The following is a 17,127-nucleotide window of genomic DNA, read 5'->3' on the forward strand; positions in this document are numbered from 1 at the left end:
TGCAGTAAACAACAGCGCATAACCGAGTAACGGCCAACGAACCCGGTAGCGAAAGCCAATCGGTGCGACTTCATGCTGCGGGCTGAACTGTCGAAAGCGCGGCAGATATGTCGCCAGAAACGGATCAATCTCGTTCGTCCGGATGAACGGATGGAGCAACAGTCGCTCCTTCTCTCCGGTCGCTGAGATGATGTGCAAGGACAGGCTCGCTCGTCCGATCAAACGCTGAATCCAGCTTTCCTGAATGACGAGGGCTTGAATCTTATCAGCATGAAACGCGACCTCGGTCCGATTCAACATCCCGTACCCGATCAACAATCGGTTGTGTTGCAAAACGGCACGGTACGAACCGTATTTCAAGATATAGACGATGATCGAGCCGATGTAGATGACGAGTAAGACGAGTACGCCAAGTCCCGTCAAAACGAACAACGATAAATGAGCGAGTTCTGAGAACAGTCGATCGACATAACGTTCAATGAACTGATCGATGAATTGATAGGCGGTCCCGATCCCGACGAGCGCTAGTCCGACGCGTCCCGACAAGGCACCAGCTAATGCCAAATCGCGGACAGGGATCGTATAGGCGACTTCCGCCTGTTGTTCTTCGACGACGAGCTGTCCCTCGTTTTTGATCGACGATTTCAGTTCTTTCGCAAAATCAAGTCGGATCCCTTTTAGTTCGACTTCCGGTGTTCCGCTCTCAGACGATGTCTCGACGGTCAACGTCGCAAGACGCAACAGTCGTTCGATGACGTTTTGCTGAATGCCGATCGACTCGATCCGTTTACGTTGCGTTGTCCGTTCACTTTTTTGGAAAATTCCTTTGCGGACCCGAATCGTCTCGGCATCAATCGTGAACGTATAGAAATACCAGGAGGCGATCCCGTATAAGAGGACGAACACAATCCCAACACTGATCCCGATCCACGTATAGGTGTTGATCTCGCCTTTTCGGATCGCATTTAAAATCAAGGCGGCGAACGGAATCAGGAGCGAGCGGATGATCGAGATACTCGACATCACGATGAACAGCGGGTGGACGCGCCGGGTCATAACGATTCCTCCTCCCGCTCCTCGAGTTTCGCGAATCGTTCGACTTGGGTGCGTAGCGCGTCTCCTTGAGCACGATCGAGTCTTGACAACGTGACGAAGCCGGATGCCGTTCGAATATCCAGTGTGATCAAATCATAGCGACGCAGAATCGGTCCCGTTTGGCTATCGATCAATTGCACCTTGACGAGCGGCACGGTGACTTCGCGGCGGAAGAAGATGCCGTTGCGGACGACGAGAAATTCCTCATCGATGCGATAACGCATATACTTCAAGCGAAGAACGGGTATGTAGACGATACGGGGAATGAAATAGATCAGCCAAAGCAGACCGACGATGCCCATCCACCAAGGTGTCAGGTCGAGCCACATGACTTGGGTGATCGTCGTTCCGATCAAGATGACGGCGATTAAGCCGTGTAACGGCAACAATCCGAGCCGTTCTGCTCGAATCGATCGTTCTGGCAGCGTATGCCATTGTACAGTAGACATCAAAAAACACTTCCTTTCGTTTCCATTTACGGTTAAAAACGTCGCTTGGTTTCAGACAGCGGTTGACATTTTGTTTGAATTCATCGCATATATAGAAGTGAAGAACTGTAACACTAAGGAGGAACCATGTTAACTTTTGAAGAAAAATTACGAATTATCGAGACGTTCCCGCAACTCGTCCGAAAAGATGTCTCACTGAAGCGTGTCAATTTCCAATTTCCGGACAGTCAGTACGAGAAGAAGAATCTCGTCTATCATTTACATCCGAACGGTAACGGCTTCGTCTATGCCGCTGGTCTACCAGGTTATGAAACGGACGAAAAAGGGTTCGTCAACATCCGTGAATTCTCAGAGCCTGCTTTAATTCTCTTATTAGAAGATGCAATCAAAGCACTCTCAACAGTCCAATCGGTCGAAACACTCGAAGAAACATGGGTCAACGATAACCAGTTCGAATTGACGTTGCTCAATGAAGACATCGACACGTGGCTCGTCTACGCCGGTGATCTTTTAGACGGTGCATTCAACTCGTATAAGGAAGCAGCGAATTATCTTGAAGAAGAAGGCTTCCGCCGTAAATAAGAAAATGAGCGATCCGGTTAATCCGGGTCGCTCATTTTCATGACGAGACGATTCAGTGCCGCTTTGACGACGCGTAAGTCTTCTTCATCGACGTCGAGTGTTTGGACGAGATCAAGCGGAACGGTCTCTGCTTGTTTCCGTAACGCACGACCGGCATCTGTCAAAAAAATCTGGATGTGTCGTTCGTCTTCCGGCTTACGGACGCGTCGCAACAAATCTGCTGCTTCGAGTTTCTTTAGTAACGGCGTCAACGTACCGGAGTCAAGATGGAGCCGTTCGCCGATGGCTTTAAGCGATTGTCCCTCCTCCTCCCAGACGACGAGCATGACGAGATATTGTGGATACGTCAGACCGAGGGGTTCAAGTAACGGACGATAACGACGCGTGATCTCACGCGAAATCGCATAAAACGGAAAACAGAGTTGTTCATCTAAAGCTAACGGGTTCATAAAAAATTCCTCCTATCGTGAGCAAACGAGTTGCATTTCGATTTAAATTGTATACAATCTAATTGTAAGCTACTTATTTGAATCTAACAACGAAAGGGAGTTACACACATGAAACCAATGTTCACATCATCTGCAACAGCTGTCGGAGGTCGCGACGGACGCGTCGTGTCGGAGGACGGAATCCTTGACGTCGCCCTCGCAATGCCAGTACCAGGATCGAAAAAACAAGCAACGAACCCAGAACAACTCTTTGCTGCAGGATACTCTGCTTGCTTCGACTCTGCTTTAAACATGGTCGCTCGCAAACAAGGGATCAAACATGATGGCAGTGAAGTCACAGCACACGTGACGTTAAACGAAGCAGCTGACGGATTCATGCTTTCCGTCGAACTTGATGTTCTCGTCCGCGGGATCTCAGAAGAAGCAGCGGCTGAACTTGCGAAAGTCGCGCATACGGTCTGCCCTTACTCACGTGCAACTGCTGGAAACATTCAAGTCGACGTCTACACACGTACGACTGACGCAGAATAAGTGTAGCATTTCTAGCCAGTCTGAGGTTTACTCTCGGCTGGTTTTTTGTTTTTTATATTAATTATGGTATCTGAAATAATTATATGTTCATACAGACGGGACTGATTCAAAAGTCAGTTTTTTCAAAGATAAGGTTGGCAGATCATCATTCTGCCAACCTTATCTCGTAACAAAAAGAATGACGCGTCACACGCTACTCCTACAGAAAAAGCGCATCTTTGCGCTGTCAGAGACAAACAAGACCCGCTTTCCTGCTTGAATAAGGCAGGAAAACTGGCTTGTGTCTCGCCTGAGGAAAGGGCGTGAAAAGACGCGTCATTCTTTTTTTGAGTCAGCCCCACCTTTTTATAATTGATGGACTGATAAGATGACAAGTTCCCCGGACACAGTGACATAATAGGCATCCTCGAACCGATAGCGTTCATTGTGTTCTGCATCATAGACGGTGACCATCGGTTCCGCGTTGTCTCCAATCGCTTCGTGTAGATAGAAGCGTCCCCGTAAGACACGTTCGAACGGTTCTTTATCAAGGAATCGGGCACCGTTGCGTAAGTTGATTACTTCATGATGGTGCTCGGATCGGTCATTAACGATGAAGATCGTTGACTCAACATCATCGTAGGTGAAATCGAGCGGTTCGTAGTCACTCCACTGGATCCGGGCGACCTCTTCGACACTCGCTTCCGTATCGATCCGGTAAAAGATTTCTTCGTTCAGACGATCGGTATAGGCACTGAAGATGAGATGCCCTTCTTGTTCCCCGAGATACTGGACGGTATCCCCTTCCCCATCTAATTTCAGTAGTGTCGCAAATGATAAATGTTCGACACCTTGTTCAATCTCCTCAATCAAGGTCGACAGTGGTGCGATCAACAGACTTTCGGAGTGATCAATCGGATCTTCTGGTGAGATGACACCACTTTCAAGGGCATCATAGAACGAGAACTCATCGAGCCGAGCATTACAGACGATGTACTCCTTCTCTTCGAGCGTGACGAGAAAGAAATAGAGTTCCCGGTAATTCTCCGTCATCCCGTAGAGCCGTGGATCGCGAATCGTCTGCCGCGATTCATCTTTGACGTCATACAAAAACGCGGACGTCGTATCGGTCGTTTGTAAGAATACGAGATAATTCTCATTGAGCACCCAGTAGAGCGTCAAATCCCCTTCGACATAAAACGACGCAATCTGCTCGCGTTTCCCGGACAAGAGATCGATGACGAGCACTTCCGTCTCCCCGCCCTGCTCTTGCGTATGTTCATTCAAACAATAGACTCTTCCGTGCCGCACGAACGGTCGGGTCGGTCCGTGATCCGTCAAGGCTTCTGGCGTTAGATCGACCTGTTCCTGATCTTCAAGATCATATCGGCTGATGTGGTAACGGGCGTCATCAAGACGACGTCGAAAATAGATCGACGATGGTGTGACATGCAAGACATCCATATGATCGGCGGGTAAAGCACGGGCATCCACTATTTCCATGATTAATCTCCTCCCGGACACGTACTACTTGTCTTTTTCCCACGAATCGTACTGCTTCAAACAGGGTCTTGCTGTGCGTTTAACGAAGCAGAGTGCTACAATATGGCTAGATGACTACAGGATGAGGAAGGTGCGAAACGGTGCAATCACAAGATTTAAATACGATGATGCTCGAATATGTCAACGATAAGGAAGAATACGATGCCTATGCCGACAAGTTGAAGATGCTTCTGTCCGAGCTGTTAGACGCAGCGGGTATCAAGTACCACTCAATCGTCGCCCGGACGAAGGACTCCGAGAGTCTGTATCAAAAAGTCTTACGGCAACCGAACAAATACCGTTCACTCAAGGACGTCCATGACTTGACCGGGATCCGGATCGTCACTTATTTCCATGACGATGTCCGGGAAGCGGCACGCATCATCGAGAATGAGTTCGCAATCGATCGCGATCAATCGGTCGATAAGTCGACCTTGCTTGATACGACGGAATTTGGTTACCTCTCGGTCCACTTCGTCGCGTCACTCAGTGAACAGCGGCTTGCCTTGAGCGAGTATGGACGTTTCAAGGACTATACGGCAGAGATTCAGATCCGCTCGATCCTCCAACATGCGTGGGCCGAGATCGAGCATGATCTCGGATATAAAAATCCGAACAGTGTCCCGGCAGAAGTTCGGCGTAGCTTCAGTCGAGTGGCAGGACTTCTAGAGATCGCCGATCAGGAGTTCGTCAACATCAAGAAGCAATTGAAACAATTCGAAGATGAGACGGTCCAACAAATCTTGTCTGATCCACATCAAGTCCGGATCACAGCAGATAACTTGAACTATTTCATCGATCATTCCCCGGTCATCAACGAGCTCGATAAACGACTCGTCACGTCACAGATGATGCTCGATTCCGATCAACAACTGATCAACGAACTAATTCGGATGTTCCATTACGTCGATATCCGGACGTACGGTGAACTGATTGAAGCGGTCTCGACACATAGTCCGCTCGCCTTACGTTGTGCAAAGGTCATGCCGAACCCATTCTTGCCTCGTCAAGGAATCGGGATCGCCTATATCTGTATGGCATTGACGATCGCTGGCGAAGATACGCACCGCATTGACTACTTCTTCCGCCGTTTCTATCCGGAGTTACGTAACGTCGAAGAAATCGTCGCTCAAGTCGCCCGTGTCGTCGAGTCAGATGATTCAAGAGAAAAATATTGATTAAACTAAAATTTTTCACTATACTAAATCACGAGTGAAAGAAACTACGGTATAGAAAGAGTGAAGGATACATGGCAACTACACTAGAAGTAGCACTACGCGATCAGTTGATCGTTGATACGGAAAAAGGATTACGGATGAACTACCGCGCGATCAAAAAGGACGTGCGTAGCATGTTTACGACTTACTTGACACGTAACGAGTTCTTCATCTTAAAATCACTTTGTGCGAACAGTCCACAAATTGCTTCAGCGCTCTCACAAGAGTTCCAGTTTTCAGCAAGCATGATTACGGCTCTGGCAGACGAATTGACGAAAAAAGAGTTGATCTCACGTGAGCGGAGCGAGCTCGATCGTCGTGTCGTCGAACTGCGGGCAACACCGAAAGGCATCGAGCTTTACGAAAAACTCGAGTCGATGAAGATGGATTACCTTGCAGACGTCTTTGAGGACTTCTCGGATCAGGAACTGGAGTTGTTCCGTTCGCTCTTAACGAAGCTTGAAAAAACAGTCTAAGCTGTTCGATGGAACGGATCCGGTCAAAAGCGATCGGATCCGTTTTTTAGTAATCGATTAGGAGGAGACACGATGTTTGATTTCGAATCAGTGCAACACTTACGAAAGACAGGGCAGTATGAAGCAGCAAAGGAACTCGTCCGTCAGTATGTCGAAACAGCCCCTAACGATCCGACGGTCCTCTATCAGATGGCCTGGTGTCATGATAGTCTTGGTGAGGAACAGGCTGCTGTCCCCTACTATGAACAAGCACTTGCGCTCGGTCTTGCTGGTGAGGACCGCTTGCAAGCTTATATCGGGCTCGGCAGTACATACCGCGTCATCGGTCAGTTCAAACAAGCATCAAGCGTTTTCCGAAGCGCGTTGCTTGAATTTCCAGACGCCCACGCCTTACAAGCATTCCTCGCGATGACGGAGTACAACCTTGGTCAAGTCAATCAGGCTGTCGGTCGGTTACTCAAGAGTCTTGCTGCGACGTCGTCGGACGCCTCGATCCAGACATTTAACCGGGCACTTCGTTATTATGCCGATCATTTGGACGAGATCGACACGGAATAAAGCAACAGTTGACGATGGATTGGTTCGCACAGCATAATGTAACAGCCAAGCGGACTCGCTTTTGGCAGGAAAGGAAGTTAATGATGTCATCAAAAAAAGTATGGACAGTAGAAGGTTATGAAGAACAAGGGCAAGAAAAACACGGCAAGGCAAGTAAGTCAGAAACATATACGACTGAAGCGGATGCTAAGAAAGCCGCTAAGAAGATGGCGGATCAAAACGATCATCTCGACGTCTACGTGATTTATACGAATACGGTAAACGGTAAAACAGAAGAACGGTTCTTCAATTCGAACGGCAAGTATAGTGAAGAAGGATTCGAATGGTAATCTCCCTTTTCATTTAAAGGTCCACTCAAAAAATAATGGATTCGTTTCTCTTCAAGTGAGAGACGAATCCATTTTTTAGTTATGGCTTTGCCTCTCATACCAAAGCGGTATTTCACACTGAAACCCATCGTGGTCTCGGATGATCCGCTGAACACGTCGTTGCATTGCCTCCAATCCGTCTACATCGAACCGTTTTGCCCAGACGAGAGACGAGAAGACGACCATCGCCATATAGAGGCTGTAGATTTGCCAAAAGTTAGAAGGTACTTCGTTCTCAAAGTATCCATCGATCATGTGACGGGCAAAGACGGGACTCGTCTCGACTTGAAACAACCCACATTTGACGAAGTCATGCCACGGATCGCCGTAATCATGGTTCCCGTAATCGAGGAAGGCACAGAGATGTCCATTCTTAACAAGAAGATTATCAAGATGGACATCGTCATGTTGCAGTTGATTCGGACGCTCAGCTAAAAGGGAGAGCTTCAAAAGAATGAACCGATCGAGTCGCTCGATCCACTCTGGCTCAAGCAACCCATCAACCGCTGCGCGATAGCGGTCATGTTTCGCCTGACAACGTTTTTTCCATGCCGCCGTCCCGCTCGGTGCTATCACGTCATGAATGCATCTCAACGCTCGCCCTGCCTCCTGACCGAGTCGAGGGGCTAATTCTGGTGACTCGAGAAGCACGCTTCGAACGGTTCGTCCGGGTAGGTATGGATAAATGCCGTACGCGGTCGTCGCAGTCCGTCCGGTCACTAGCGGTAAGGCGTGAGAAATTCCCTTTTGTTCTGGGATCATTAAAGCCGTCTCACGTTCAAACTGACGACTTAATGGGTCCGTCACGACCTTGACGATGTAGTGTGCTGTTGCCGTCTTGACGGACCAGACGGCTTGATGCGAGCGTCCGGTAAGCCGTCTAACGCTATCGATATCAGTCAGTAATGGATGATCTGGTAGCATGAAGACTCCTCTCTGAAGACAAAAAGAGGACGCTTACTTGCGTCCTCTTCGTCATGCCTGTGGGATATAGCTGGCAATGATCTCAAGCAGATCGGCATACGCCGTTTCGAAATCGATGTTTTCGATCATATAATCGTAGTGATCGCGGTCTTTCCACGCTTCCTCGTAATCGACGAGTCGCGCTTCGAACTCCGGTGTATCACCGCGCATTAACAATCGCTCCTTCATCAAATCGGGTGGGACCGAGACGAAGATCGTGATGACTTGGTCACCAAACAGACGTTTAAAGTTTGCTGCTCCTTTTGGATCGATGTCCTTGATGACGATTTGATCTTGCTCGAGGACATCGACATACGCTTGCCGTGGTGTTCCGTACCACGCGCGGTGAACATGGGCGTATTCGATGAACCCGTCCTCTTGGATCAGTTGCTGGAACGTCTTGACGTCGACGAAGTGATAGCTTGCTCCATCAATTTCCGTCGGACGTTTCGGTCGTGTTGTCACGGACGGGATGAACCGGACGTGTGCGTATTCCGTCCGCAGACGTTTGATTAGGGAAGACTTTCCGCTGCCCGATCCACCAATCAAGAGAATGATTTTACCTGACATCGTTTTCCCCCTATTGTTGTGTCGTGAAATAACCTGTAAAGCGGAGCGCGAACTGTTCTAGTTCACTATCAACGACCGTCCCGTATATTGGTCGGATGACGATCAAGTAGCGTTCATACGAGATGATCCGGGACGTCTCATTACGTGTCATCTGGACTTGAGCTTCCGGGTAACTCTCAACATAGTACCAATCGACCGCAATCCGTTCATCGGATGGGGTCTCATAGATCCAAGTCACCGTCGTTCCATTAGCAGGAAGGGTGCTTTTCAAGGTGAAGCGCTGAATCTGCTTCAATTCACGTTTCGCTGATGCAAGTCCTGCCTCATAATCCGCAGGGCGCATCGGTGTCGTCGTCACTTGTTTCGGTTTTGGTTCCGGCAAGCGGGCAAATCCGAGCTGGAGACCGACGAATAAAGCGACGAGCGACAAACTGATGACGAATACGTATTCCTTGCGCATCCCTTCCTCCTCCTCATCCTTCGAGTGTGTCGCGCATTCCTTTTGGATCATTGACGATGACGGCGTCAACACCGATCGTTTGCATCTGACGGACATCGTCGATCGTCTTCGGGGTATAGACCCGAACCGTGACGTCTTTTGCGTGAGCGAACGCGACATCCGCCTCCGTCACGCGTCGGTAATCGGGATGAATCCCTGTCGCACCGATCCGGAGGGCTTGTTCTTCCGGATGATAGATCGGATACGGATACAGAATCGCCGTCTCGACGCTCGGGTCAAGCTTGCGAATCAGAGCAACCGAATAATGGTTGAACGAACTGAACAACAACCGATCCGTCGCAATGCCGTGCGCCGCGCAACGCTCGAGGACATACGCTTCAATGCCATCATAGCGAATCGTATCCGTCTTCAGCTCGATGTTGAGCCGCAGTGTCGCTGGTGCGAGGATTGCTAGTACTTCGTCAAGCGTCGGAATCTTCGTCTTGAGCGCTTCCCCTTTGAAACGTGCTCCGGCATCGAGTGCTTGCAGTTCAGCGACCGTCATGTCGATCACACGCCCTGTCCCGTTCGTCGTCCGGTTGACAGTCTCGTCATGAATGATGACACCAACACCATCCTTTGAGAAATGGACATCGAACTCGACACCATCGACTTCGTCTTCGATCGCAGCGGCGATTGCTTCAAGCGTGTTCTCAGGAAAACGGTCACTGACACCGCGGTGTGCAAACCATAACATCAGAGTGCCTCGACGACACGCGTGTATTTCTTCGTCAAGTAGTTGACGAGGGGTGCGACCGAGATCGATTGACCCGTTGCTGCTTCGATCAGTTCAGCCGGTGTCTTCGATTTCCCGTGACGGTGAATGTTTTCTTTCAGCCAGCTTTTGATCGGTGCGAGTGTACCAGCTGCAATCAGACCATCGACGTTTTCGACGTCACGACGAAGCGCTTCGTTCAATTGTGCTGCATAGACGAGACCAAGCGCGTAACTTGGGAAGTAACCAAACGAGCCTCCTGACCAGTGGACGTCTTGTAAGACCCCTTTATCGTCACTCGGGACATCAACGCCGAGATACTCTTTATAGAGACGGTTCCATTCTTGCGGGAGATCCTTCACTTCGAGTTCTTTCGTCATCAGGCGCTTTTCAAGCTCATACCGAATGATGATATGAAGGGCATATGTCAATTCATCGGCTTCGATCCGAATGAGTGACGGCTTGACTTCGTTGACCGCTGCGTAGAAGCGTTCGAACGGGACATCAGCAAGCGACGGGATTGCTTGTTGTAGACCATGATAACGTGCTGATAAGAAGCCTTGATTACGTCCGATGAAATTCTCGAAGAACAGTGATTGTGATTCGTGGATCCCCATCGAAGCACCTTCACCGAGACCGAGAGAATCGAGTTCCGGTTCGATACCTTGCTCATACGTCGCGTGTCCGGCTTCATGCATCGTGCCGAAGACGGAGTTACGGTAGTCGTTCTCATCATATTTCGTCGTGATCCGCGCATCTTTCCGGTTGATCGTCGTTTGGAACGGGTGAACCGTCTCATCCAATCGACCGGACGTGAAGTCATAACCGATATCACGGAGCCATTCTTGATTCAAGGCAATCTGTGTCTCGCGGTCCGCTGACCAATCAAGCGTCGGGAAGTCTTTTCCTTCGAGTTGACTGAGCAAACCAATGATTGCTTGACGAAGTTCCGCAAACAATGGATCGAGTGTTGCGACCGTCATCCCTGGCTCATAGTCATGCAACAATGCGTCGTATGGATGCGCGTCATAACCCCAATACTCAACAAACTGGCGTTCCATCGCGACGATTTTCTCGAGATATGGTTCAAACATCGACCAATCATTCGCGTCCTTCGCCTTTTCCCAGACACTCTCGGCTTCCGAAATCAGCGTGATGAACGTTTGATACTCGGCTTCTGGAATCTTCGAGTCGCGATCGAATGCTTCTTTTGCTTTCGTGAACGAGATCGCTTCGATGCCCGTCAGCGTCTCTTGCTCCATCGCTGCCAGTAATTGTTGGTACGTTTTTCCTGTCCGGCGACGGAAGCTCTCTGTTGAGAGGAATCCGATTGAAGCGGAACGGTTCGCTGCACCTTGATCCGGCATGTATGTCCGCATATCCCAGTATAGTAATGCGACGGCTTCTTCGTATGCGCGAAGACCATCAAAATGGTCGCGCCATTGTTGTGTCGTTGACATGATTAGAGACCCCCTTGAAGTATGTAACAGTGTAGCATTTTTAGCATATCACAAAATGTTCAAAACTTTCACACACGAATGATTTTTGAAACTTTTCCCGTCAGATGAGCGTATAATGAACATACGATCAAGCAGAGCGAAAGGAAGTGGCAACAGTGAAGACAGACGCTGAGTTAGCCGATTTGATTCAGTTGAAGGAAGCGGGACCGGTCTGTACGATCGAACATCTCCCAAAAGAGCTCGACTGGATCGGCACCGGTCGTAGCGCCTATGTATTCCGGGTTCGTGGCACCGACCGCGTCATCAAGAAGTTCTATCCGTCATTTCGTCCTCTCGCTGAGTTAGAAGGCGGCATTTATGAACAACTGACGACGTTTTCGACGTATGCGAGGATGTTCGAATATGGACCCGATTACCTTGTGCTCGAATACATCGAGGGACAAACGTTATTCGAATGCCTCGTCAGCGGGACCTATATTCCAGAATCCGTCTTAACGACAGTCGATGCAGCACTAGCAGAGGCACGCGCCGTAGGTCTTAATCCATCAGATATTCATCTACGCAATATTTTGTTAACGGCAAATGGAACACGGATCATCGATGTCGCAAGGTTCCGTCAAACCGAACCGTGTACACAATGGGATGATTTGAAGAAAGCCTACCAGTATGTCTATGCAAAACCGTTCTTCCCGAAAAAACTGAGCGAGACGTTCCTCAATACGATCGCTGATGTCTATAAGGGACGCTTGTTCGAATCGATTCGAAAGACCGGTTAATTGAAAACGCGATGCTCCTCCTTGTGAGGAAACATCGCGTTTTTTCGTTGATTATTGGACGCGATGTGAGACAGCATCCGCAAAACGAAACGTATTCTTACCGTCTTTTTTTGCGGCATATAACGCACGGTCTGCCTGTTGAATGATCGTTTTTAGCTTAATGGTTTCATCATCAAACAGCACGATCCCGATGCTGGTCGAGACAGCGTATGGCGTCTGCCATGTTCCAAGTTTCTGAAGGAGCTGCTGCGCAATTCGTTCGTACTCCTTTTTCGTCTTCTGATGGGTGAAACGAATCAAGAACTCGTCTCCCCCGATCCGGACAGAAAACGCGTCTTCATAAGAACGTGTACTATCCTGTAGTCGTTTCGCGACGTCGATCAAGACTTTGTCGCCGGTCTCATGCCCATACACGTCGTTCACTTGCTTGAATCCGTCGAGATCAAGATAAAACAGCGCACCGGAATGTTGCTGTTCCTTTTCCCACTGTCTCGTCAAATAACGTCGGTTATACAATTGTGTTAGCGTGTCCTTCCAAGCAAACTGTTCGAGCTCAAGGTAATACGAAAACAGTTTCGCGATCCGTTGGAGAAGTTGAATGCTCTTCTCTTCGAATTGACTTGCTTCATCATGGACAGCGCACAACGTACCAAAGGTTTGACCATTCGTTAAACTGATTGGAATCCCGAGATAGGACTCGATCTGTAACGCTTTTAATGCGTCCTGCATATCTTCTAAGCGCTCGTCATCGCTAATGGACTCATACCAGATGGGTTCGTTCTGTTCGAAATTGATGTGACGACAAAGTGTCTTTTCCATCTCAAACACTTGTCCTGCTCGAATCTCGATTCGTTGATGATCATTTGAGAGTCGTAAAATCATCTGTTGGTTTTCTTCGATCGTCGTTAAATATAACAATTGATCAGGTAGAATCTCTTTCGCTAATTCCAATACATCATCTGCCAGTTCGTTAAAATTCCGATACAGTGTCATTTCTTGCAACGTATCACACCTCATTCGTTATTCGTTCTTTTTAGATCATATGTTTCACGAAGCAGCCCATCGATTGCACAATCCTTATATTTTCCAGTCGTATTGCGAATCATCACCCATACACTCCTTCTTGAATCATACCGACCTTCTGCATGATTCCTCCTGGAGCTTTATCGATATTATGGGCGACTGAAACCTTATAAAGGAGCATTTCTTGAAAACCAAAGACAAGGACTGCAGCTAATGCCTCACTACCATTTCCATTGTTCCACAATCCGTTCTAAACATCGCTTCCGTATCAGCCAGTCGGATTTTTCGTAATCGGAGCCGTTTAGTATGTAATGCCGTACTCCCTTGAAACCGATTCATTTTATTTTAACAGCAATGAGGTATTTGAAATAAAATCATTTTGAATAAACAAGTCGAAAGACGATCATGCTTGCGACAGCTAATAGACGTATATTCGTCTCACAATCAAAGTCAAGTTGCGCCCCGTGTCGTGAACCCGTCGCAATGCAGTCCCCGTTTTGATAAACGCCGATCTTTCTTTTGACTGTTGAGGAACGAATTTGATACTCCTGACCGGCATACGAGACGAGTAAGACTTCTTGTAGTCGCAATTGCTGACGAAGTGCCGGATCGGTACGGATTGTACCGACGTCACGTCCATCTTTACGAATCACGAAATGTGTCGTATTGCGAAGCCATTCCGTTCTCGTTTCTTTAATTTGAAGACGGGTTCCTTCTCCGTCGAACGTTACATCGAGGAAAAACGATTCAAACTTCTTGAAGCGCACAAGGATCGCCTGCCACCACGTGGCATAACGTCGTGAGAACGTCAGCCATTGTTCATGCGCGAGAAAAACCGTATTCGTCTTTTGGGTCGCCCGGTCCGCTAAGTGAACGGACACCCCTGCCTCTCGTCCACGATAACGCAAATCACGCCTGATTTGCCACCATTCGACTCCACCGATCAAGAAAGCGACGCCCGTTAAACCAAGTAATCCATACAACTCACGTGGAGCGAGTTCCCCTGTCATCAGGTAACGTCCGATCAAAGCGAAAAAGCATAAAACAATCAATAATAGACTCTGCACCATAAACCTTCCACACCTCCAGCTTTATTTTTCCATAAAACGTCAAAAAAGTCCTCCTTTCACATGGAAAGGAGGACTAAATCAGAGGGTCGCGGCGACTTCTTGTAAATCATCCGCTGTCTCAGCAATCGCTTCTGCAATCTTACGCATGCCTTCGATCGTGCCGGCGACATCCTTCGTATCAGTCGATAGTTCATGAATTTGCCGCGAGACATTGTCGGTCTGTTCCGAAATCCGTGAAAAGGCACGGACGACTTGTTGCATCTCTGTCGTCGTCCGGACGACCGCTGTCTCCGTCGTTCCCATCCGCTCTGAGACGACGAGCATCTTTTGCGTAATCTCTTGGGCGATCCGCGACGTCTCTGTTGCCGACTGTTTACTCTCTTCGGCAAGCTTCCGAATTTCTTGCGCAACGACGGTGAACCCGCGTCCCATCTCCCCGGCACGTGCCGCTTCGATTGAGGCGTTCAAACTGAGTAGATTCGTCTGATCAGAAATCGTCGTCACCATCCCAGCGATCCGTTCGATTTCCTGCGACAGACGGGACAGTTCAGCGACTTGTTCGGTCGTCCGTGATAAATCTGCAACGACATGCTCAAAGCGCCGTGTCTCTTCTTCAACCAGGACGACACCCGCTTCTGCTTCACTGACCGCTTCCGTCAACTGGATCGAAATCGCGTTTGTCGTCGTTGAGACGTGTTTAGCGTGCCGTTCAATCTCTTGGAAGTTCGCTGACGACTCCTCACTCATAGCAGCGAGTTCCTCGGTCGATTTTTGAACACCATCCCCGACGTGTTGTTTTGCTGTCGCGATCGCTTGGCGTTCTTCATCGATTTGATCCTCATACATCGTCATGACAATCTGTTGTTCGAGGTTGAATAGTTTTCCCGCTGCCCGCATGATTCGGACACGCTCTGCTTCCGGCCAAGCACTGTCGTCAATCTTCTCGCTGAGAACGTTCCAGACTTTCTGGAAGGCAGCGATGTACCATTTATTGTGCAAACCGATCCGAACATGCCGTTCAGCAATCCGGCGCCGGGCTTCGATGTAGTCCATTGTCACCTGACCATCGAACATTTGTAAGATGTGCCGAGCGAGGGTGCCTTTCAATCGTTCGAGTGTCGAATGTTTTTCAATCAACTGACGGAGAGACGGAACCCGGACTAACTCCTCGTAGAACGCATCGACCATGCTCGGCATCCAACGGGAAACATCCTCGCGGATGACTCGTGCAATTTGTAAATCGATGGCGTGTAGACCGATTAGACGTAATTGTTCATGTAAAGATGCTGGAACATTCAATATGACATGAGAGCGTTCGACTTCAATGAGCGCGTCAAAGGAAGGTGAAGGTGATTTCTTAAACCAATTCATATATTCATCTCCTTGTTTTTAATTTCACTTCACCTCTTATATCGTCACCGTTGATTGACCTTTAAAGGGAAACGTTAGTCTCTTTCTACATATCATGGTAATTGCATGTTGGAATATTCCGGATATTTTGAAGTTCATACGATCATTAATCATGTAACTGTAATACTAGGTTTCTCATTGTTACTTCCCGGAAATATAAGAGCTATGCGCGTAAGAAACTTGAGATGAAGCTTTGCTATTCATGAACATCTCAAACTTGAAAGATTAATTTTGGGAGAGGTAGTGCTGATTATGGAAAAAACAAATAAAGGCTTTTCATCCCACTTCCGAGCGGAAGCGGACGGTGCGGGTCGTAACATTTCATGGAGTTCAATTTTTGCCGGTGTGGTATCATTCTTATCTTTATTGATTCTTTTCAGTCTGATTGGATCGGCGATCGGTCTCGGCGTCACGGACGTCACGTCGAATAACCCGTTCGATGGCGTCGGAACAGGCTTGATCATCTGGGCGATTCTGTCATTGCTCATTTCGTTATTCGTTGCCGGATTCGTTTCTGGTGTGACGTCAGCTCGAGCCGGTCTCATTCACGGATTTTTGACTTGGTCGACGAGCGTCATCCTCTTGTTCGCTCTCTTGACGTTTACGACCGTCAATACGTTACAATCGGTCGGTTCATTACTCGGAACAGTCGGTGGAGCTGCCGGTAGCGGCATCGGGTCTGTCGCGTCGACTGCAAAAGACGCTGCGACGAAAGGGTTCGACTCCGTTACGAAAAACGTCTCAGATATCGATACGAAGGAACTCGATGGAAACGTCGAAGAAATTCTTAAGGATACAGACATCAAAGAATTACAACCTAATTACCTGCAAGGTCAACTGGATGCTGTCAAAGATGACGTTACGGCTGCCGGTAAAGAGGCTATTACGAAACCAGAAGACTTCGACAAAATCGTTCAGGATCTTGGTGATTCATTGACAGCACGATCTGAGAAAATCGAGAAATCCGTCGATGAAAAGAAAATCGCTGACGCTGTTGCGAAGAACACGGATCTTACAGGCGCCGAGGCAGATAAAGCGACGCAAAACATTGTCGATGGTTTAAACACGGCAACAAAAGAAACAACGCAACAAATCAATAATGCGAAACAAACACTTGACGAGACATCAGCTGACTTGAAGAAAACGGTTCAAGATGTTCGTCAGCAAACGGAACAAGCGACACAAACGGCATCGAAAGTTTCGATCTGGGCGTTCGTCGGTCTCCTTCTGACACTGATCTTCACGTCGTTCGCTGGGATTGTCGGTTCACGCGTCGCAACACGCGGTCGTGTCATGAATAAATAATGATTCCTTCTAAAACTGATTCCGCCATGGCGGAGTCAGTTTTTTTGTATGGTAAGACACTCTCATTGACTGCCCATGAAATTTCCTGTT

20 protein-coding genes are annotated in these 17,127 nt (G+C 48.4%); 8 read left to right on the forward strand and 12 right to left on the reverse strand.

Annotated features, from left to right (window positions below):
* Window positions 1-1,056 (reverse strand): PH domain-containing protein (locus B2U10_RS08940; protein ID WP_290786922.1); only part of this gene is annotated, 1,056 nt, incomplete at its 3' end.
* The gene (locus B2U10_RS08945) at window positions 1,053-1,544 is read right to left on the reverse strand and encodes a PH domain-containing protein (protein ID WP_035408021.1); all 492 of its coding nucleotides are present in this window, start codon (window positions 1,542-1,544) and stop codon (window positions 1,053-1,055) included. The genes B2U10_RS08945 and B2U10_RS08940, both read right to left, overlap by 4 nt.
* 126 nt (window positions 1,545-1,670) lie before the next feature.
* Between B2U10_RS08945 and B2U10_RS08950 the strand changes: the two genes are divergently transcribed.
* A complete protein-coding gene (locus B2U10_RS08950; RefSeq protein ID WP_023468294.1) occupies window positions 1,671-2,126 on the forward strand; it encodes a hypothetical protein in 456 nt (151 codons plus the stop codon).
* Window positions 2,127-2,143: 17 nt separating this feature from the next.
* Here B2U10_RS08950 and B2U10_RS08955 read toward each other — a convergent pair whose 3' ends face one another.
* A complete protein-coding gene (locus tag B2U10_RS08955; protein ID WP_023468293.1) occupies window positions 2,144-2,575 on the reverse strand; it encodes a MarR family winged helix-turn-helix transcriptional regulator in 432 nt (143 codons plus the stop codon).
* Between the two features lie 108 nt (window positions 2,576-2,683).
* Between B2U10_RS08955 and B2U10_RS08960 the strand changes: the two genes are divergently transcribed.
* Window positions 2,684-3,106, forward strand: coding sequence for an organic hydroperoxide resistance protein (locus tag B2U10_RS08960; RefSeq protein ID WP_023468292.1), 423 nt, complete (start codon window positions 2,684-2,686; stop codon window positions 3,104-3,106).
* A gap of 345 nt (window positions 3,107-3,451) precedes the next feature.
* On the opposite strand, the gene B2U10_RS08965 is transcribed toward B2U10_RS08960, so the two are convergent.
* On the reverse strand, window positions 3,452-4,588 hold the full coding sequence (locus B2U10_RS08965) for a Six-bladed beta-propeller, TolB-like protein (protein WP_290786926.1): 1,137 nt from the start codon (window positions 4,586-4,588) through the stop codon (window positions 3,452-3,454).
* A 140-nt stretch (window positions 4,589-4,728) separates the two neighbouring features.
* Here B2U10_RS08965 and B2U10_RS08970 point away from each other — a divergent pair, with 140 nt between their 5' ends.
* The 4 genes from B2U10_RS08970 to B2U10_RS08985 all read left to right on the forward strand — a co-directional run bounded on the left by B2U10_RS08970 (window position 4,729) and on the right by B2U10_RS08985 (window position 7,207).
* Entirely contained in the window at window positions 4,729-5,805 is a 1,077-nt protein-coding gene (locus B2U10_RS08970; RefSeq protein WP_231496854.1) for a GTP pyrophosphokinase, read from the forward strand.
* Window positions 5,806-5,876: 71 nt separating this feature from the next.
* Entirely contained in the window at window positions 5,877-6,320 is a 444-nt protein-coding gene (locus B2U10_RS08975) for a MarR family winged helix-turn-helix transcriptional regulator (protein WP_035408025.1), read from the forward strand.
* Between the two features lie 72 nt (window positions 6,321-6,392).
* Window positions 6,393-6,878 carry a tetratricopeptide repeat protein gene (locus B2U10_RS08980; protein ID WP_290750328.1) on the forward strand — a complete coding sequence of 162 codons (486 nt, stop codon included), beginning with the start codon at window positions 6,393-6,395 and terminating at the stop codon, window positions 6,876-6,878.
* A gap of 80 nt (window positions 6,879-6,958) precedes the next feature.
* Window positions 6,959-7,207 carry a hypothetical protein gene (locus B2U10_RS08985; protein ID WP_231496855.1) on the forward strand — a complete coding sequence of 83 codons (249 nt, stop codon included), beginning with the start codon at window positions 6,959-6,961 and terminating at the stop codon, window positions 7,205-7,207.
* A gap of 75 nt (window positions 7,208-7,282) precedes the next feature.
* On the opposite strand, the gene B2U10_RS08990 is transcribed toward B2U10_RS08985, so the two are convergent.
* The 5 genes from B2U10_RS08990 to B2U10_RS09010 are packed head-to-tail and all read right to left on the reverse strand — an operon-like array spanning window position 7,283 to window position 11,453.
* The gene (locus B2U10_RS08990) at window positions 7,283-8,170 is read right to left on the reverse strand and encodes an aminoglycoside phosphotransferase family protein (RefSeq protein ID WP_290786929.1); all 888 of its coding nucleotides are present in this window, start codon (window positions 8,168-8,170) and stop codon (window positions 7,283-7,285) included.
* Window positions 8,171-8,221: 51 nt separating this feature from the next.
* Window positions 8,222-8,779 carry a guanylate kinase gene (locus tag B2U10_RS08995; RefSeq protein ID WP_214853717.1) on the reverse strand — a complete coding sequence of 186 codons (558 nt, stop codon included), beginning with the start codon at window positions 8,777-8,779 and terminating at the stop codon, window positions 8,222-8,224.
* 10 nt (window positions 8,780-8,789) lie between these two features.
* Window positions 8,790-9,239, reverse strand: a complete 450-nt coding sequence (locus B2U10_RS09000; protein WP_035408033.1) for a hypothetical protein — start codon at window positions 9,237-9,239, stop codon at window positions 8,790-8,792.
* 13 nt (window positions 9,240-9,252) lie between these two features.
* Window positions 9,253-9,975: a glycerophosphodiester phosphodiesterase gene (locus B2U10_RS09005; protein WP_290775072.1), complete on the reverse strand. Its 723-nt coding sequence runs from the start codon at window positions 9,973-9,975 to the stop codon at window positions 9,253-9,255.
* On the reverse strand, window positions 9,975-11,453 hold the full coding sequence (locus tag B2U10_RS09010; protein ID WP_290786932.1) for a carboxypeptidase M32: 1,479 nt from the start codon (window positions 11,451-11,453) through the stop codon (window positions 9,975-9,977). Before B2U10_RS09010 ends, B2U10_RS09005 begins: the two co-directional genes overlap by 1 nt.
* Before the next feature lie 155 nt (window positions 11,454-11,608).
* Between B2U10_RS09010 and B2U10_RS09015 the strand changes: the two genes are divergently transcribed.
* Window positions 11,609-12,229: a serine/threonine protein kinase gene (locus tag B2U10_RS09015; RefSeq protein WP_290786935.1), complete on the forward strand. Its 621-nt coding sequence runs from the start codon at window positions 11,609-11,611 to the stop codon at window positions 12,227-12,229.
* Window positions 12,230-12,280: 51 nt separating this feature from the next.
* Here B2U10_RS09015 and B2U10_RS09020 read toward each other — a convergent pair whose 3' ends face one another.
* The 3 genes from B2U10_RS09020 to B2U10_RS09030 all read right to left on the reverse strand — a co-directional run bounded on the left by B2U10_RS09020 (window position 12,281) and on the right by B2U10_RS09030 (window position 15,693).
* Window positions 12,281-13,222, reverse strand: a complete 942-nt coding sequence (locus tag B2U10_RS09020; protein ID WP_290787666.1) for a sensor domain-containing diguanylate cyclase — start codon at window positions 13,220-13,222, stop codon at window positions 12,281-12,283.
* A 404-nt stretch (window positions 13,223-13,626) separates the two neighbouring features.
* On the reverse strand, window positions 13,627-14,322 hold the full coding sequence (locus tag B2U10_RS09025) for a hypothetical protein (RefSeq protein ID WP_290750303.1): 696 nt from the start codon (window positions 14,320-14,322) through the stop codon (window positions 13,627-13,629).
* 78 nt (window positions 14,323-14,400) lie between these two features.
* Window positions 14,401-15,693: a globin-coupled sensor protein gene (locus B2U10_RS09030; RefSeq protein ID WP_290786938.1), complete on the reverse strand. Its 1,293-nt coding sequence runs from the start codon at window positions 15,691-15,693 to the stop codon at window positions 14,401-14,403.
* Between the two features lie 291 nt (window positions 15,694-15,984).
* Between B2U10_RS09030 and B2U10_RS09035 the strand changes: the two genes are divergently transcribed.
* On the forward strand, window positions 15,985-17,037 hold the full coding sequence (locus B2U10_RS09035; RefSeq protein ID WP_290786941.1) for a hypothetical protein: 1,053 nt from the start codon (window positions 15,985-15,987) through the stop codon (window positions 17,035-17,037).
* Window positions 17,038-17,127 lie beyond the last annotated feature (90 nt).

This window comes from Exiguobacterium sp. UBA7533 (assembly GCF_002479335.1).
Classification (GTDB): Bacteria; Bacillota; Bacilli; order Exiguobacteriales; family Exiguobacteriaceae; genus Exiguobacterium_A.

Bases quoted from the DNA above. Each gene is read 5' to 3' on its own strand.
- B2U10_RS08945 (WP_035408021.1), bottom strand. From the start codon at position 1,544: ATGTCTACTGTACAATGGCATACGCTGCCAGAACGATCGATTCGAGCA.
- B2U10_RS08950 (WP_023468294.1), top strand. From the start codon at position 1,671: ATGTTAACTTTTGAAGAAAAATTACGAATTATCGAGACGTTCCCGCAA.
- B2U10_RS08955 (WP_023468293.1), bottom strand. From the start codon at position 2,575: ATGAACCCGTTAGCTTTAGATGAACAACTCTGTTTTCCGTTTTATGCG.
- B2U10_RS08960 (WP_023468292.1), top strand. From the start codon at position 2,684: ATGAAACCAATGTTCACATCATCTGCAACAGCTGTCGGAGGTCGCGAC.
- B2U10_RS08965 (WP_290786926.1), bottom strand. From the start codon at position 4,588: ATGGAAATAGTGGATGCCCGTGCTTTACCCGCCGATCATATGGATGTC.
- B2U10_RS08975 (WP_035408025.1), top strand. From the start codon at position 5,877: ATGGCAACTACACTAGAAGTAGCACTACGCGATCAGTTGATCGTTGAT.
- B2U10_RS08980 (WP_290750328.1), top strand. From the start codon at position 6,393: ATGTTTGATTTCGAATCAGTGCAACACTTACGAAAGACAGGGCAGTAT.
- B2U10_RS08985 (WP_231496855.1), top strand. From the start codon at position 6,959: ATGATGTCATCAAAAAAAGTATGGACAGTAGAAGGTTATGAAGAACAA.
- B2U10_RS08990 (WP_290786929.1), bottom strand. From the start codon at position 8,170: ATGCTACCAGATCATCCATTACTGACTGATATCGATAGCGTTAGACGG.
- B2U10_RS08995 (WP_214853717.1), bottom strand. From the start codon at position 8,779: ATGTCAGGTAAAATCATTCTCTTGATTGGTGGATCGGGCAGCGGAAAG.
- B2U10_RS09000 (WP_035408033.1), bottom strand. From the start codon at position 9,239: ATGCGCAAGGAATACGTATTCGTCATCAGTTTGTCGCTCGTCGCTTTA.
- B2U10_RS09005 (WP_290775072.1), bottom strand. From the start codon at position 9,975: ATGTTATGGTTTGCACACCGCGGTGTCAGTGACCGTTTTCCTGAGAAC.
- B2U10_RS09010 (WP_290786932.1), bottom strand. From the start codon at position 11,453: ATGTCAACGACACAACAATGGCGCGACCATTTTGATGGTCTTCGCGCA.
- B2U10_RS09020 (WP_290787666.1), bottom strand. From the start codon at position 13,222: ATGACACTGTATCGGAATTTTAACGAACTGGCAGATGATGTATTGGAA.
- B2U10_RS09025 (WP_290750303.1), bottom strand. From the start codon at position 14,322: ATGGTGCAGAGTCTATTATTGATTGTTTTATGCTTTTTCGCTTTGATC.
- B2U10_RS09030 (WP_290786938.1), bottom strand. From the start codon at position 15,693: ATGAATTGGTTTAAGAAATCACCTTCACCTTCCTTTGACGCGCTCATT.
- B2U10_RS09035 (WP_290786941.1), top strand. From the start codon at position 15,985: ATGGAAAAAACAAATAAAGGCTTTTCATCCCACTTCCGAGCGGAAGCG.